16 protein-coding genes and 1 tRNA gene are annotated in these 14,525 nt (G+C 67.7%); 8 read left to right on the plus strand and 9 right to left on the minus strand.

Going from position 1 to position 14,525, the window contains the following annotated elements; genetic code table 11:
• The first annotated feature begins 28 nt into the window (after positions 1-28).
• The 5 genes from ACXYMN_RS05920 to ACXYMN_RS05940 all read left to right on the plus strand — a co-directional run bounded on the left by ACXYMN_RS05920 (position 29) and on the right by ACXYMN_RS05940 (position 5,791).
• Entirely contained in the window at positions 29-1,330 is a 1,302-nt protein-coding gene (locus ACXYMN_RS05920; RefSeq protein WP_459012578.1) for an ABC transporter substrate-binding protein, read from the plus strand.
• A gap of 78 nt (positions 1,331-1,408) precedes the next feature.
• Positions 1,409-2,233, plus strand: a complete 825-nt coding sequence (locus ACXYMN_RS05925) for an ABC transporter ATP-binding protein (protein WP_459012579.1) — start codon at positions 1,409-1,411, stop codon at positions 2,231-2,233.
• Between the two features lie 150 nt (positions 2,234-2,383).
• Positions 2,384-2,656, plus strand: coding sequence for a hypothetical protein (locus tag ACXYMN_RS05930; RefSeq protein WP_459012580.1), 273 nt, complete (start codon positions 2,384-2,386; stop codon positions 2,654-2,656).
• 230 nt (positions 2,657-2,886) lie between these two features.
• Positions 2,887-4,098 (plus strand): phenylacetate--CoA ligase family protein, encoded by a 1,212-nt coding sequence (locus tag ACXYMN_RS05935; protein WP_459012581.1) that lies wholly within the window; start codon positions 2,887-2,889, stop codon positions 4,096-4,098.
• A 16-nt stretch (positions 4,099-4,114) separates the two neighbouring features.
• The gene (locus tag ACXYMN_RS05940; RefSeq protein ID WP_459012582.1) at positions 4,115-5,791 is read left to right on the plus strand and encodes a peptidoglycan-binding domain-containing protein; all 1,677 of its coding nucleotides are present in this window, start codon (positions 4,115-4,117) and stop codon (positions 5,789-5,791) included.
• A 139-nt stretch (positions 5,792-5,930) separates the two neighbouring features.
• Here the strand turns inward: ACXYMN_RS05940 and ykgO are convergent, their stop codons facing one another.
• Positions 5,931-6,056 carry a type B 50S ribosomal protein L36 gene (gene ykgO / locus ACXYMN_RS05945; protein ID WP_005850168.1) on the minus strand — a complete coding sequence of 42 codons (126 nt, stop codon included), beginning with the start codon at positions 6,054-6,056 and terminating at the stop codon, positions 5,931-5,933.
• A gap of 84 nt (positions 6,057-6,140) precedes the next feature.
• Positions 6,141-6,215 (minus strand) — tRNA-Val (locus ACXYMN_RS05950).
• 162 nt (positions 6,216-6,377) lie between these two features.
• On the opposite strand from ACXYMN_RS05950, the gene ACXYMN_RS05955 reads away from it, so the two are divergent.
• The gene (locus ACXYMN_RS05955) at positions 6,378-7,241 is read left to right on the plus strand and encodes an N-formylglutamate amidohydrolase (protein WP_459012583.1); all 864 of its coding nucleotides are present in this window, start codon (positions 6,378-6,380) and stop codon (positions 7,239-7,241) included.
• Between the two features lie 18 nt (positions 7,242-7,259).
• Here ACXYMN_RS05955 and lpxK read toward each other — a convergent pair whose 3' ends face one another.
• From lpxK to rbfA, 7 genes are all read right to left on the minus strand, one after another.
• Positions 7,260-8,249 carry a tetraacyldisaccharide 4'-kinase gene (gene lpxK / locus ACXYMN_RS05960; RefSeq protein WP_459012584.1) on the minus strand — a complete coding sequence of 330 codons (990 nt, stop codon included), beginning with the start codon at positions 8,247-8,249 and terminating at the stop codon, positions 7,260-7,262.
• Positions 8,249-9,463 (minus strand): 3-deoxy-D-manno-octulosonic acid transferase, encoded by a 1,215-nt coding sequence (locus ACXYMN_RS05965; protein ID WP_459012585.1) that lies wholly within the window; start codon positions 9,461-9,463, stop codon positions 8,249-8,251. Before ACXYMN_RS05965 ends, lpxK begins: the two co-directional genes overlap by 1 nt.
• A 5-nt stretch (positions 9,464-9,468) precedes the next feature.
• Positions 9,469-9,708: a DUF4170 domain-containing protein gene (locus ACXYMN_RS05970; protein ID WP_459012586.1), complete on the minus strand. Its 240-nt coding sequence runs from the start codon at positions 9,706-9,708 to the stop codon at positions 9,469-9,471.
• An 89-nt stretch (positions 9,709-9,797) separates the two neighbouring features.
• On the minus strand, positions 9,798-10,592 hold the full coding sequence (locus ACXYMN_RS05975; protein ID WP_459012587.1) for an inositol monophosphatase family protein: 795 nt from the start codon (positions 10,590-10,592) through the stop codon (positions 9,798-9,800).
• Positions 10,579-11,925, minus strand: a complete 1,347-nt coding sequence (locus ACXYMN_RS05980; RefSeq protein WP_459012588.1) for a TldD/PmbA family protein — start codon at positions 11,923-11,925, stop codon at positions 10,579-10,581. The genes ACXYMN_RS05975 and ACXYMN_RS05980 overlap by 14 nt, the downstream gene beginning before the upstream one ends.
• 67 nt (positions 11,926-11,992) lie before the next feature.
• A complete protein-coding gene (locus tag ACXYMN_RS05985; RefSeq protein WP_459012589.1) occupies positions 11,993-12,739 on the minus strand; it encodes a phosphodiester glycosidase family protein in 747 nt (248 codons plus the stop codon).
• A 4-nt stretch (positions 12,740-12,743) separates the two neighbouring features.
• The gene (gene rbfA, locus ACXYMN_RS05990) at positions 12,744-13,139 is read right to left on the minus strand and encodes a 30S ribosome-binding factor RbfA (protein ID WP_459012591.1); all 396 of its coding nucleotides are present in this window, start codon (positions 13,137-13,139) and stop codon (positions 12,744-12,746) included.
• 87 nt (positions 13,140-13,226) lie between these two features.
• On the opposite strand from rbfA, the gene dapB reads away from it, so the two are divergent.
• Positions 13,227-14,039, plus strand: coding sequence for a 4-hydroxy-tetrahydrodipicolinate reductase (dapB, locus tag ACXYMN_RS05995; RefSeq protein ID WP_459012592.1), 813 nt, complete (start codon positions 13,227-13,229; stop codon positions 14,037-14,039).
• Between the two features lie 130 nt (positions 14,040-14,169).
• A complete protein-coding gene (locus ACXYMN_RS06000; protein ID WP_459012593.1) occupies positions 14,170-14,520 on the plus strand; it encodes a dihydrodipicolinate reductase in 351 nt (116 codons plus the stop codon).
• Positions 14,521-14,525 lie beyond the last annotated feature (5 nt).

The raw sequence follows: 14,525 nt of genomic DNA on the forward strand, positions 1-14,525 counted from the left end.
ACGCAAAATGTTCAACGGGAGTACAAAGATGAAACATCTGACCAAACTGGCCTCGGTCGCGGTGCTGGGCGCAACGCTCGGTTCCGGTGCCCTGGCGCAAGAGCTATACGCACCCAACCTCGCCTACCGGACCGGACCCTTTGCCGCGACCGGCATTCCGCTGATGAACGGCCAGGCGGATTATTTCACCATGGTCAACGCCCGCGATGGCGGCGTCGGCGGAATCAAGATCGACGCCGAGGAATGCGAGACCGGCTATTCCACCGAAAAGGGCGTGGAGTGCTATGAGAAGACCAAGGGCCGCGCCATCGTCACGCAGCCGTGGTCGACCGGTATCACGCTGCAGGTTCTGCCGAAGACAAACGTCGATGAAATCCCGATCCTGGCGCCGGGCTACGGCTTTTCGCCCATGGCCGACGGCAAGGTCTTCCAGTGGGCGTTCAACACGCCGGCGGGCTACTGGGACGCGGCCGCGATGATCCTGCAATACCTGCAGGACGAGAATGGCAGCCTCGATGGCAAGAAGATCGCCTTTCTGCACCTCGACCACCCCTACGGCAAGGAGCCGCTGCCGCTGCTCGAAAAGAAGGCCGGGGAGCTGGGCTTCGAACTGCTGCCGATCCCGGTCGGTCTGAAAGAGATGCAGAACCAGTCCGCCCAGTGGCTGCAAATCCGCCGCGAGCGTCCCGATTACGTCGTGATGTGGGGCTGGGGCGCGATGAATGCCGGTGCGATCACCGAGGCGGTGAAGACCAAGTTCCCGATGGAGAACTTCATTGGCGTCTGGTGGGCCGGACATGACGCGGATCTCGACCTCGTCGGGGCCGAGGGCAAGGGCTACAAGTCGGTTTCGTGGTCATTCCCGAACATGGATGCGCCGGTGATGGCAGACATCAAGACCCACGTGATCGATGCGGGCCTGTCGCAAACCAACCCCGAAGAGATGTCGGGCGTGTTCTACGGACGCGGCATCGTGATCTCGGCGATCCTGGCGGAAGGGATCACGGCGGCGCAAAAGGAGTTCGGCGTCACCGAGATCGACGCCAAGCAGCTGCGCTGGGGTCTTGAGAACGTCAACATGACGCAGGAACGCATCGACGAGCTGGGGCTGACCGGCATGGTGCCGCCGTTCGCCACCTCCTGCGCCAACCACACTGGCCACTCCGGCGGCTGGATGCTGGAATGGGACGGCGAGAACTTCCAGAAAGTGTCGGACCTGATGGTGCCGGATACCGCCGACTACGCGCAGCTGATCGCGGACAAGGCGACCGAATACGCCACCGACAATGCGCCGTGGCCGACCAACGACGCCTGCGACGCAAGCAACTGATACGCTTGCCCGGCGGCGGTTTTGTGGACCGCCGCCGGATCTGCGTATTTGGAAAATGGAAAGACAGGGGCTTTCGCCATGCTCGACACGGCCAAGACCGATCATGCGCTTCTCGAGGTCAACAACGTCGAGGTGATCTACAACCACGTGATCCTGGTGCTGAAGGGGGTCTCGCTGACCGTCAGGAAAGGCGGGATTACGGCGCTTCTGGGTGGCAACGGTGCCGGCAAGACGACCACGCTCAAGGCGATCTCGAACCTGCTTCATTCAGAGCGCGGCGAGGTCACCAAGGGGTCGATCCTCTACAAGGGCGAGCGTGTGCAGGGGCTGGACCCCGCGGCGCTGGTCAAGCGCGGCGTCATCCAGGTGATGGAAGGCCGCCACTGTTTCGAACACCTGACCATCGAGGAAAACCTGCTGACCGGGGCCTATACCCGCAAGGACGGCAAGGCGGCTGTCGAGGCCGATCTCGAGATGGTCTACAATTATTTCCCGCGCCTCAGGGAACGCCGCCGCAGCCAGGCGGGCTATACCTCGGGCGGCGAGCAGCAGATGTGCGCCATCGGGCGCGCGCTGATGTCCCGGCCTGAAACGATCCTGCTGGACGAGCCGTCGATGGGGTTGGCCCCGCAACTGGTCGAGCAGATCTTCGAGATCGTGAAGGCGGTCAATGAAGGGGAGGGCGTGTCCTTCCTGCTGGCAGAGCAGAACACCAACGTGGCGCTGCGCTATGCCCATGCGGGTTACATCCTCGAGTCGGGCCGCGTCGTGATGGAGGGCAGCGCGGAAAGCCTGCGCGAGAATCCGGACGTGAAGGAATTCTATCTCGGCATGTCCGACGAAGGTCGCCGAAGCTTTCGCGAGGTGCGGTCCTATCGGCGGCGCAAGCGGTGGTTGTCCTAGGCTCTGCGCAGTGGTCTTGGCAAATCTTTCGTCAAGGCCCGGCAGGAAATATATAAAATTGCTGAAACGGTCTTTCTGGCGGAACCATCCAATCGCGCCGCGGTTGTCCTTGCAGCGTTACCGACGTGACGTCCCACCAAGGAGATAGCTATGAAAACGACTGCCACCCTTCTCGCCGCTCTCGGCCTCGCCGTGTCCGGTTCCGCCGCTTTTTCCGCAGCGCATGCCATGGACCCCGCAGTGGTCACCTGCGCCGAGTTCATCAGCATGGATGACGAGGGGAAGATGGGTCTCGCCGAAGCGATCAAGGCGCAGCTCGAGACACCCGAGAACGCCGATGCGATCATGATCATGGTCGACGAAGCCTGCGCAGGCATGGACGCCGAGAGCACAACCGTGCTGCAGGCCGCAACCGCCGGCTGATATCGCGTTTCGGTGATAGAGACGAATTTGCAATGATGTCGAACCCGGTCGCGCCTACAGCGTGGCCGGGTTTTTCGCGCCGGAAAGCCGGTCGCTGGCGCGGTCGCCGCGCCGGGTCGATCGACGCGCCGCCACACGCATCGCTGTTGCCGGTCGTGTTATCTGATAGCCTCGCTTTCGTTATGGCATGACCTGCGCCATGTTGCGCATATCGCATCAGGAGACCCGCAATGACCGACCCCGACACGCTTGAGACACGCAGCGCGACAGAGCGCGCAGAGGCCTTGGCCGAAGCCTTGCCACACCAGGTCGCCCGCGCGCAGGCGCTCGAGGGGTTCGGGGCGCTGCGCGACATCGCGGCGGAAGAAGTGGTGGATCGCGCGGCACTGGCCGCGCTGCCTGTGCTGCGCAAGTCGGACCTCGTTGCGGCGCAGTCCCGGACGCCGCCGTTCGGGGCGCTTGCGGGCCCGCTGGGGTCGTTCACGCATGTATTTCAAAGCCCGGGGCCCATCTACGAGCCCGGGCGGATCGACGACGACTGGTTCCGTCTTGGCCGTTTCCTGCGCGCCGCCGAGATCCATGACGGCGATGTGGTGCAGAACTGCTTTGGATATCATCTGACGCCCGCGGGGATGATGTTCGAATCGGGGGCCCGCGCGGTCGGGGCAACGGTACTTCCGGCGGGCACCGGGCAGACCGAACTGCAGGCCCGCGCGGCGGCAGACATCGGCACCACGGCCTATGCGGGCACGCCCGATTATCTCAAGGTGATCCTCGAAAAGGCCGACGAGTTGGGCCTTGTCCTGTCGATCACCAAGGCGGCCGTGTCCGGCGGCGCGCTGTTCCCGTCCTTGCGCGACTTCTACGCCCAGCGCGGCATCGCATGCCTGCAATGCTATGCTACCGCCGATCTGGGGCTGATCGCCTATGAAAGCCCCGCCATGGAGGGGATGATCGTGGACGAGGGCGTGATCGTCGAGATCGTGACCCCAGGCACCGGCGACCCTGTGCCGGACGGCGAGGTCGGCGAAGTGGTGGTGACCACGCTCAACCCCGATTACCCGCTGATCCGCTTTGCCACCGGCGATCTGTCGGCGGTGCTGCCGGGCGAAAGCCCCTGTGGGCGGACCAACATGCGCATCAAGGGATGGATGGGGCGTGCCGACCAGACCACCAAGATCAAGGGCATGTTCGTGCGTCCGGAACAGGTGGCCGAACTGGTTGCGCGCCACGCCGAGGTCGCGCGCGCCCGCGTGCTGGTCGATCGCGACGGCGAGATGGACGTGATGACCGTGCGCGTCGAAAGCACCGCGCAGGACGCGGGACCGATCGCCGCCAGCGTCGCCGATATTCTGAAACTCAAGGCAAAGGTCGAGATCGTGGATCCGGGCGCGCTGCCGCGTGACGGGCTCGTGATCGAGGATTGCCGCACCTACGATTGATCCGGAAAGGACGTCCATGCCCCGTTTTGCCCTTACCCTCGCGGCCTGTCTCATCGGCAGCACGGCGCTTGCCGACACCGCCGCCCTGATCGTCGAGAACGCGTCGCCGTCGATGCTGGACCGGCTGCGCGGAACCGAGGGCATCATGGCGGCGGTGTCCCCGCTGCGCGACGAGGGCGTCGATGTGCTGGCCTTGCGCGGGGCGGACGGTGCGGCGATGCGCGACGGGCTGGTGCGGTTTCTCGACACGCTCGATGCCGACACGGACGGCGTCGCGGTGCTGCTGTCGGGGCGGTTCGTACACAGCGCCACCGAAACCTACCTGTTGCCGCTGGCCGCCGAGACCGGGACCGCTGGCGACGTTTTCCTTCAGGCGCTGCCTGTTGCGCCGCTGCTGGCGGTTCTCGGGGCCTACCCGGGTCGGGCGTTGCTCATCCTCGCCGAGGCCGGGCCGCAGCCGGTGGTGGCCGACTTTCTGAGGGACGGCGCGGGCGATATCGACCTGCCGCAGGGGGTCACCCTGATCCGCGGGGCGCCGGATACGATCGGGCGGCTGGTGCGCGACGATCTGGGGGTGCCGGCCCGGACACTGGTGGCCGTGGCACGGGACGCGGGGCTGGGCGTTGAGGGATACGCGCCGGACGATCTGGTATTTCTTCCTGCGGCCTCTGCCCCCGGTGCCCCGGTCCGCGACACGCCGCCGCGCCCGGTGCCCGGTGCCGCAGTCGTCGATACCGCCGCTGAGGCACGGCTCTGGCGCGAGGCATCGGCAGAGGATACGCGCGAGGCCTATGCGATGTATCTGTCGGCCTTCCCCGAAGGGCCCAATGCCGCAGAGGCTCGCGACCGCATCGCCGATATCGACGCCGACCCCGACCGCGATGCCCGGCGCGCGGAAGAGGCGCTGGCGCTCAACCGGGAGGCCCGCGCCGAGATCCAGCGCGATCTGTCGATCCTCGACTATAACACGCGCGGCATCGACGGTATCTTCGGACCGGGTACGCGCGGCGCCATCTCCGCGTGGCAGCGCGACAACGGCATCGAGGAGAGCGGGTTCCTCAGCGGCAACCAGATCGCGCGGCTTGACGATCAGGCCGCGCAGAGGGCCGAGGAACTGGAACGCGAGGCTGCCCGCCGCGAGGAACAGCGCGCCCGTGAAGACCGGCTGTATTGGCGCGACACCGGTGCCTCCGGCGATGCCGAGGGGCTGCGCGCATACCTCGCCCGCTACCCGGATGGCGACTATGCCGATCTTGCCACGGAGCAGCTGGCCGAGATCGACGCGCAGGCGCGGGCCGAGGCGGAAGCACAGGATCGCCGGGCATGGGAGCAGGCCGAGGCGGCGGGCACCGAGGCGGCCTACCGCGAATATCTCGCGGCCTTCCCCAATGGCGCTTTCGCCGGGGAAGCGCAGCGTCGACTGGTCGAGGTCGACAGACCCAGCACCGAGCGACAGGCCGAGGCACAGGCGCAGGCGCAGGAAGCCGCGCTTAACCTGACGCCGATCGCCAAGCGACTGGCCGAGGCGCGACTGAGCACCTTCGGCTTTGAGCCCGGTCCGGTGGACGGGCGTTTCGACGCCGACACAAGGCGCGCGATCCGGCGCTATCAGCAATCGCGCGGCCTGACGGTCACCGGGTATTTCGATCAGGTCACGGTGGTGCGGCTGCTGGCGGATTCGATCCGGCGCTGAGCCCAGGTGAAGCGCGCGGTCTGCGGTGCCACCCGACCGCGCGCGCAGGACCCGCGAAACGAAGCCGAAGAAACGAAACCGCAAAGCGAAAAAAGCCGCCCCGGGGGGCGGCCTTTTTGCATCGGTCGAACCGGTCGGCTCAGCCCTGACGGGCCTTGAAACGACGCTGGGTCTTGTTGATGACGTAAACTCGGCCCTTGCGGCGCACAACGCGACAATCGCGATGGCGGTTCTTGAGCGAGCGGAGCGAATTCCGGACTTTCATCGGCCTTCTCCTCATATCGCGGCGCCAGGCGCGCCTTCGGGTGACGTGACACCCCGGACCGTGGCACCGGGGCGGTGAATTCGATGGTGGGCGGTACTGGGTTCGAACCAGTGACCCCTACGATGTCAACGTAGTGCTCTACCGCTGAGCTAACCGCCCATCCCGACATGCGACCGTTCCGTGATGCACCCCATAACGAAATGGGGCGCGGAGGACCCCGCGCCGGTGGACGGGTCTATAAAAGGCTCGGAACAGGAGATCAAGGGCTTTTGGACATAGAAAAAATCGGGCTATCTTGGAACCAAGCGGCGAGGAGCGGACATGCCCAAATCGGCCTATCACCTATACCGACCGGATGCGCTGTCATCCTGTGTCGTGTTTGCATCGCCGCATTCGGGCCGCGATTATCCCTGGTCGTTTCTGCGCCATACGGTGCTGGACGAACACGCCATCCGGTCCTCCGAGGATGCCTATGTGGACCGGCTGTTCGACTGCGCCCCGGATTACGGCGCACCGTTTTTGAAGGCCGGTGCGCCGCGCGCCTTTGTCGACCTCAACCGCGCCGCAGAGGAACTCGATCCCGCCCTGATCGAGGGGGTGCGCCGCGTCGGGCACAACCCGCGCGTGGCCTCGGGTCTGGGGGTGGTGCCCCGGGTGGTCGCCAACGGGCGCGCGATCTATCGCGGCAAGCTGCCCGCCGCCGAAGCCACGCGGCGCATCGACGGTTATTGGCGCCCCTATCACGCCTGTTTGCAGACGCTGCTGCAAGAGGCCGAGATGGGCTTCGGTCAAGCGGTACTGGTCGATTGTCATTCCATGCCGCACGAGGCCGCCGAAGGCACCGCGCGGGCGGGCGGTATGCGCCCCGAGATTGTCATCGGCGACCGTTTCGGGGCCTCTGCCGATCCGGGAATCGTCGACCTGATCGAGGCGGCGTTCTTGCGGGCCGGGCTGGTGGTGACGCGCAACACGCCGTTTGCCGGGGCCTATATCACCCAGCACTACGGCAAGCCATCGCGCCGTCAGCATGCGATCCAGATCGAGATCGACCGCGCCATCTACATGGACGAGCGCACGATCAAGCCCAACGCGCATTTCCACGCCTTCCGGAAACTGCTGCGCGGCGTGATCGCCGAGATCGCGGCGATGCGCATCGAGGACGCCCCCCGTCTCGCGGCGGAATAGGCGCGGCAGCCCGCACCCTCAGGGAAAAAGCCGGTCCAACGCCTGCACAAGAGGGTCCGCATCCGCGATCGCCAGCCGCACCGGCAGCGTCAGGACCTTTATCCGGAAGGCGTCAGGCAGCCGTACCGCGTCCTTCTCGGTGGTGACCAACTGCGCGCCCAGTGCCGTGGCATCGGCCTCGAGCCGGGCCATCAGCGCCGGGGTCAGCGGTTGGTGATCCTCCAGCGCCTCGGCCCGCACCAGGATCGCCCCGAGGTCGCGCAGGGTGGCAAAGAACTTCTCGGGGTAGCCGATGCCCGCAAAGGCCAGCGCGTGCAGCCCGTCCCAGTCCATGCCGGTCTGCAGCGGCGCAAGCTGGCCGGTGATGCGCGGCATGTCCGCGCCCTGTGGCCAGGTGGCGTCAAACCGGACCTGCGCCTCGGGCGGGCCAATGGTCAGCAGCATGTCCGCCCGCGCGAGACCGGTCGCAACGGGTTCGCGCAACGGGCCTGCGGGCAGGCACAGCCCATTGCCGAAGCCGCGCGCCGCATCGACCACCACAAGGCTCAGATCCTGATGAAGCGCCGGATTCTGGAAGCCGTCGTCGAGCAGGATCGCCTCGGCCCCGGCGGCCACGGCGGCATCGGCACCGGCGGCCCGGTCGCGGGCAACCCAGACCGGACCGAAGGCCGACAGCAACAGCGGCTCGTCGCCGGTCTCTTGGGCCTTGTGGCGGCGCGGATCGACCCGGACCGGCCCCTTCAGCGTGCCGCCATACCCGCGCGAGACCACATGCGCGTCGATGCCCCGCGCGGACAGGCGCTCAAGCAGGGCGATGACCGTGGGCGTCTTGCCGGTGCCCCCGGCATTGAGGTTGCCGATACAGATCACCGGCACCGGCAGGCGGTTGCCGGGCCGCGCGATCCGTCGGGCCGTGGCGCGTGCGGTCAGCGCGCCAAGCGGGCGCAGCACATGGGCCAGCAGGCCGGGCGCGTCCGGCGGATTGTTCCAGAACGGCGGTGGTCGCATCAGCCGTGCCCCTTCCGGACGAGCCGCGCATCAAGAAGGTCCGAGATCCGGGCGATGACCTGGTCTTCGGTCTCGGCACCCGCCGTCACCACATCCCAGCCCGCATGCGCCATGGCGGCGGCGCGGTCCGGCGCAATGATCTGCAGCACCGCCGCCGAAAGCGAATCGGCGTCGCGGATGATTCGCGCGGCCCCGGCATCGACAAGCCGGGAATAGGTCGCCAGATGCGAGCCCACGTTGGGACCGTAGAGGATCGCCGATCCCAGCGCTGCCGCCTCGAGCGGATCGGTGCTGACCTGTCCCGTCGCCAGCGAGCCGCCGAGAAAGGCCAGCGGTGCCACTCGGTACCACAGGCCCAGCTCGTCCGGACCTTCGCACAGCACCAGCTGCGTCATGTCGTCGGGCATGTCGCCCGCATCCCAGAAGCAGGTCCGCAGCCCGGTTTCGTCGGCGGCGGCCCAGGCCGCGTCGGCGTCGGCGCTGGTTTCCGGCACGACGATCAGCAGCAATCGCGGCGCCAGGCGACCGGCGGCGACGTGGGCCTCGAAGACCGTGCGCATCTCGGAGGCGTGCAGCCGGGCGGCAAGCCAGGTCGGGCGGCCCCCCAGCGCGGTGGCGACCTCTTCGTGCAGCTCCGGCGGGCAATCCAGCGGCGGTGCCGCGCCGGTCAGCGTGCCCGCATGGACGAGGCGCGCGGCCTCCAGCCCGAGCCTGCGCAACCGCCGCTCGGCGTCGCGCGAGGTGCAGAAGATCGCGTCGAACCGCATCAGCGCCGCGGGGGCGGCATCGGGCAACCAGCGCGGCGCGGGCGTCGAGAACGCGGCTGCGCGGGCATTGACCATCAGACAGGGAAGCCCGCTTTCATGGGCCGCCTCCATCAGCGCCGGGCGCAGGGCATGGCCGCTCCAGATGCACAGGTCGGGCTGCCAATGCGCCAGAAACGCCCGGCAGGCAGGCAGCGTGTCCTCCGGCAGATCGGTGTGGCCCGGCGGGGTCCCGGGCCAATGCCCGGACTTCAGGAAGGCGACGTCGGGGTTCTGCTGCAGCAACCGCTGCGCCAGCGCGGCCAGGGCCTGTGCGTCCGGCTCGGTCCCGGCGTGCAGCCAGACGATCCGCCCGGACGGTCGGTCCGGATCGGGTCGGGATGCGGTGCGGCCCACCTGGGGCCGGGTCAGCGCCAGATAGGCCGAAAGGGGGAAGGGGCGGCGCGACACGCGGTTCAGCCAAGCTCCTCGGTCGGAGAGGCGGCGGCCTCTTCATCGCGAAGCCGATGCAGATGGGCGATGAAGTATCGCATATGCGCATTGTCCACGGTGCGCTGCGCCTCGTTCTTCCAGGCGTCATAGGCGGTGGCGTAATCGGGGAAGATCCCGACGATATGTAGGTCGTCGACATTGCGGAACTCGGATTTCTGCGGGTCGACAAGCTCGCCTCCGAAGACGAGATGCAGGCGTTGCATGGGCTGCCTCCTGTTGCGCGCGGGCCGGTGCCGCGCAGGTCTGGCCGATTAGGACATGATTTCCACCAAGCGCAACCCGGTGCGACGGATCAGCCGCTTCGGGCAGTGCCGCGGCCCAGCGCGTCGAGCGTGCTTTGCCAGACGGCGGTGCCCCCCGCGACGATTCCGTCGGTCATGGCGCGGGGCGAATTGAACCGCAGCGCCGCGCCAGAGCGGTCGCTGACACGGGCCCCGGCTTCGCCGAGAATCAGCGCCCCCGCCGCGACGTCCCATTCCCAGGCGTCGCGAAAGGTCAGCATCGCATCATACGACCCATCGGCCACCAGACACATCCGGTAGGCCAGCGACGGGCGGTGCGCGCGGCGAAACTTTGGCACCCCGGCGGGCCAGTGACGCGGGTCGATATTGGGTTTGGTGGCCAGAACCTCGGCCCCGGCCAGCTCGGACCTCCGGCTGGGGGCGATGGCGCGACCGTTCAGCTGCGCGCCCTGACCGCGCGCGGCCTGGTACAGCTTGTCGCGCATCGGCAGGAACACCACGGCGGCGGTGATCTCGCCGGCCACGGACACCGCCAGCGAATGCGCCCAGGTGTCGGATCCGTCGATGAAACTGCGGGTGCCGTCGATCGGGTCGACGATGAAGGTCGCGGGCGAGGTCAGCCGCAACGGATCATCCTCGCTTTCTTCCGACAGCCACCCATAGGCGGGGCGGGCGCTGCGCAGGGTGTCCTCCAGCACGTCGTTCACGGCGATGTCGGCGGCGGTCACCGGCCCCTGGCCGTCGCCCTTGTCGCGCGTGTCAAGGGGGCCGCCGACAAAGCGCGTCGCGGTCTCGGCGGCCAGTCCCGCCGCCCGAAGCAGAAGGTCGAGGTCACTCTCCGGCAAGGGTCAGTCCTTCGACCAGCAGCGACGGCACCACGCGGCTGAGCCAGGGGCGCGCGTCGTTGGCGGGCCGGATCGTGCGCAGGAAGGCAGGCAGCGACCCGGCGATGGTCACGCCCGAGACCGGATAGGCGATTTCGCCGTTTTCGACCCAGTGGCCCGCCGCGCCGCGCGAATAATCGCCGGTATTGGGGTTGATGGTCGCGCCGATCATCGAGGTGACGATCAGGCCGGTGCCCATCTCGCGGATCAGGTCGTCGCGGCTGTCGCGGCCCTGCGTCAGCGCCACGTTCCACACCGAAGGCGACGGGCCGGACGCGACCGACCGCGCGGCATTGCCGGTGGGGGAAAGACCCAGCTTGCGGGCGCAGGCCAGGTCAAGCGTGTAGGATGCCAGCGCGCCGTCCTCGACGATCTTGCGCGGACGCGTCGGCAGGCCTTCGGCGTCGAAGGGGCGCGATGCGGTGGCGCGCGCACGGTGCGGGTCCTCGGTCAGGGACAACCCCTTGGGCAGCACGTCGCGCCCCAGCGCATCCAGAAGCCAGGACGCCCCGCGCGACACCGCCTGGCCTGACGCCGCCGCCAGCAGGTGCCCGATCAGCGACGACGAGATGCGTTCGTCGAACAGCACAGGGTAGGCCCCGGTCTTCGGACGGCGCGGGTTCATCCGCGCGACGGTACGCTCCCCGGCCCGGCGTCCGATGTCCTCGGGGCTGCGCAGATCCGACTGGAAGATGCGCCCGTCGCCGTCGTGGTCGCGCTCCATCCCGGTGCCTTCGCCCGCGATCGCGACGCAGGAGGTCGACCGCTGGGTCCGCGTGTAACCGCCGGAAAAGCCCTCTGTGGTCGCCAGGTGGACGCGGGTCGCGCCGTAGCCCGCCGAGGCCGCGTCGATCCGGGTGATGCCGTCCACGCCAAGGGCTGCGGCCTCTGCGCGCCGGGCATCGTCTTCCAGCATGGCCGGGTCCGGCTCTGTGGTGGGATCGGCAAGCTCCAGCGCGGCAAGATCCCAGTCGCGGGCCAGATCGGCGGCGGGGGCGAGCCCGATATAGGGATCCTCGGGGGCCTCGCGGGCCATGGCGACGGCGCGCTCGGCCATCTCGGCCATGGTCTCGGGCCGAACATCCGACGCCGATACCGTGGCCGAGCGTTGCCCGATCAGCACCCGAAGTCCGATCTCGACCGCCTCCGAGCGTTCGGCCTGCTCCAGCCTGCCGCCGCGCACGTCCACGCCAAGCGAGGTGCCATCGACAGCCATCGCATCGGCATCGGGCGCGCCCGCGGTCTTCGCCGCGTCGAGCAATTGTTCGGTCAGTCTGGACAGGTCGTGCGCCATGGGGCCTCCGCAAGGTGTCGCATCGCCGAGAGGTAGGTCGCAGGCCGCCCGAGCGCAAGCCGCTGGATCAGTCGGGGCTGGGCACCACGACACCCACGATGGGGCCCATCGGGCGGCCCAGATCGGCACGGTTGAGCGATGGCGCGTAGATCCGCGAGATGTTGCCGTCGAGAAACAGCGCCTGCGGCAGGGCCAGCGCGTCGCGGAACAGGCGCCCGAACTCGTGGAAGGTCACCGGCTTTTCCGAGATCGCGAACACCACCTCGCTGCCATCGGCAGAGGTGCCGACGCCGTTGCGGATATAGCGGCTGTCGCTGTTCACCAGGAAACGCGGGTGCAGATCGCCGTCGATCACCAGCATCGGGCCGGATTGCGTGGCATAGCGGCAATCGGGGGCCTCGCGTTCGAAGCGCCGCGTCTCGATCACACGGGCACGTCCCGCGCCGATGCAGAACACGCCGTTGGGCAGCAGCCCGAAGTTTCCGGGCCCCGCCGAGGCGATCACCCGTTGCTCTTCGCGGCCCTCTTCGACGTAGTGGCCCACCGGCGCGCGATCCGGATGGTACATGCCGGCGTTCATCGCGAAGGCCAGCCGTTCGCCCTTGCGGTTCAGCTGCTGGTCGACCTGACCGAACTGGCCGAACGGCACGCCGTCGTCGTTGTAAAGAAACAGCCGCAAGCCTTCGGCGGCGGGATCGACCCGGCAGATCGTATAGGGCGTGCCGTCATGGGTCAGCGCTTCGCAGCTCACCGCTTGCGCAGCGGCGGGAAGGCTGCCGAAGAGCAGCGGAAACAAGAGGCCGGGCCATCGCATCGGCCTAATCGTCAAGATCGCGCTGCACGTCGTCCTGGGCGAACAACCGGCGCGTCTCGTCGAGCTTGTCGAAGGTGTCATCCAGCCGGAACCGCAGCTCTGGCGCGTATTTCAGCGTGAGGTGCCGGGCAACCTGACGACGCACCTCTCCGGAATTGCGGGCGAGGACCTTGATCACCTTGTCGCGCCCCTTGCCACCCAGCGGCAGCACATAAGCCGTCGCCACCTTGAGGTCGGGCGACACCCGCACCTCGCCGACGGTGATCGACATGCCCGAAAGGTCCGGATCGTGGATGTCGCCGCGCATCAGCACATCCGACAGGGTGCGGCGCACCAGTTCGCCGACGCGCAGCTGGCGCTGGGTCGGTCCGGGTCCGTCATGAAAAGATCGTTTGGCCATGGGGGGCAGATACGCCTTCGACCCGGCTTTGCCAAGGCGCGGCACGCAAGGTAAGGGAGACGTCAGTCGGTCTGAAGGAGATAGGACATGGGCGATTTGCCGGGTGTGGTCATCACGGGTGTGTCGGGTCGGATGGGCCAGATGCTGGTGCAATCCTTGGCGGCGTCCGACACGCTGCGTGTCGCGGGCGCGGTCGAGCGCAGCGGCCACGACTGGATCGGGCGCGATCTGGGCACCGCGATGAACGGCCGGGCGTCGGGCGTCGTTGTCACCGACGATGCCGAGGCGGCGTTTGCGCAGGCCGACGCCGTGATCGACTTTACCGCGCCCGAGGCCAGCATCACCTTCGGGCGGCTGGCGGCGGCAAGGGGGCTGGTGCATGTCATCGGCACCACCGGGTTCACCGACGCTCAGATCGAGGCGCTGCAAGAGGCGTCGGACGGCGCGGTGCAGATCCGCGCGGGCAACATGTCGCTTGGGGTCAACCTTCTGACATTGCTGACGAAAAAGGTCGCCGCCGCGCTGGATGCGGATTTCGACATCGAGGTGGTCGAGGCGCATCACAACCGCAAGGTCGACGCGCCGTCGGGCACGGCGCTGATGCTGGGCGAGGCCGCAGCCGAGGGGCGCGGCGTGGCGCTGGCGGATGTGTCGGATCGCGGACGCGACGGGATCACCGGGGCCCGCAAGCGCGGCGATATCGGCTTTGCCGCGATCCGGGGCGGCGACATCATCGGCGAACATGACGTGATCTTCGCCGGTCCGGGTGAACGGATCGTGCTGCGCCACGTGGCCTCGGACCGTGCGCTCTTTGCCCGTGGCGCGCTCAGGGCGGCGCTCTGGGGGCAGGGCAAGGCGCCGGGGTTCTACGACATGCTGGACGTTCTGGGGCTGGACTGACCGGAGATCCGCCCGCCCGTCCATCCGTCCATCCGTCCATCTGTTGCAATCTTCACGAGCCTGTCAGCGTCGGTTGCCTTCGGGTCGGCTCCGCTATCTTCACGATACCGTCGTTTGTCTGGAGATGATGATGCGCACACCCCTGCTCCTGACGCTCTGCGTCGCACTGTCTGCCCCGGTCATGGCATCGGCCGAACGCGTGGTGTCGAAACCCGAATTTGTCGATCTGGTACAGGGCAAGAAACTGACGCGACCGCTGGTCGAGCTTCAGGTCACCCCGGATGGCGCAATTGCTGGCACCGGCGCTGCCTGGGACGTGACCGGCAAGTGGACCTGGCAAGACGGGTATTTCTGCCGCGATCTGGTCTGGGGCGGCGATTCCTTGGGCTACAACTGCCAGATGGTCACCGCCACCGGCGACCGCATCACCTTCACCTCGGATCGCGGTCAGGGCCGGTCGGCGGGCTTCACGCTGCGCTGACGTTC

Source organism: Roseivivax sp. CAU 1753 (genome assembly GCF_054482575.1).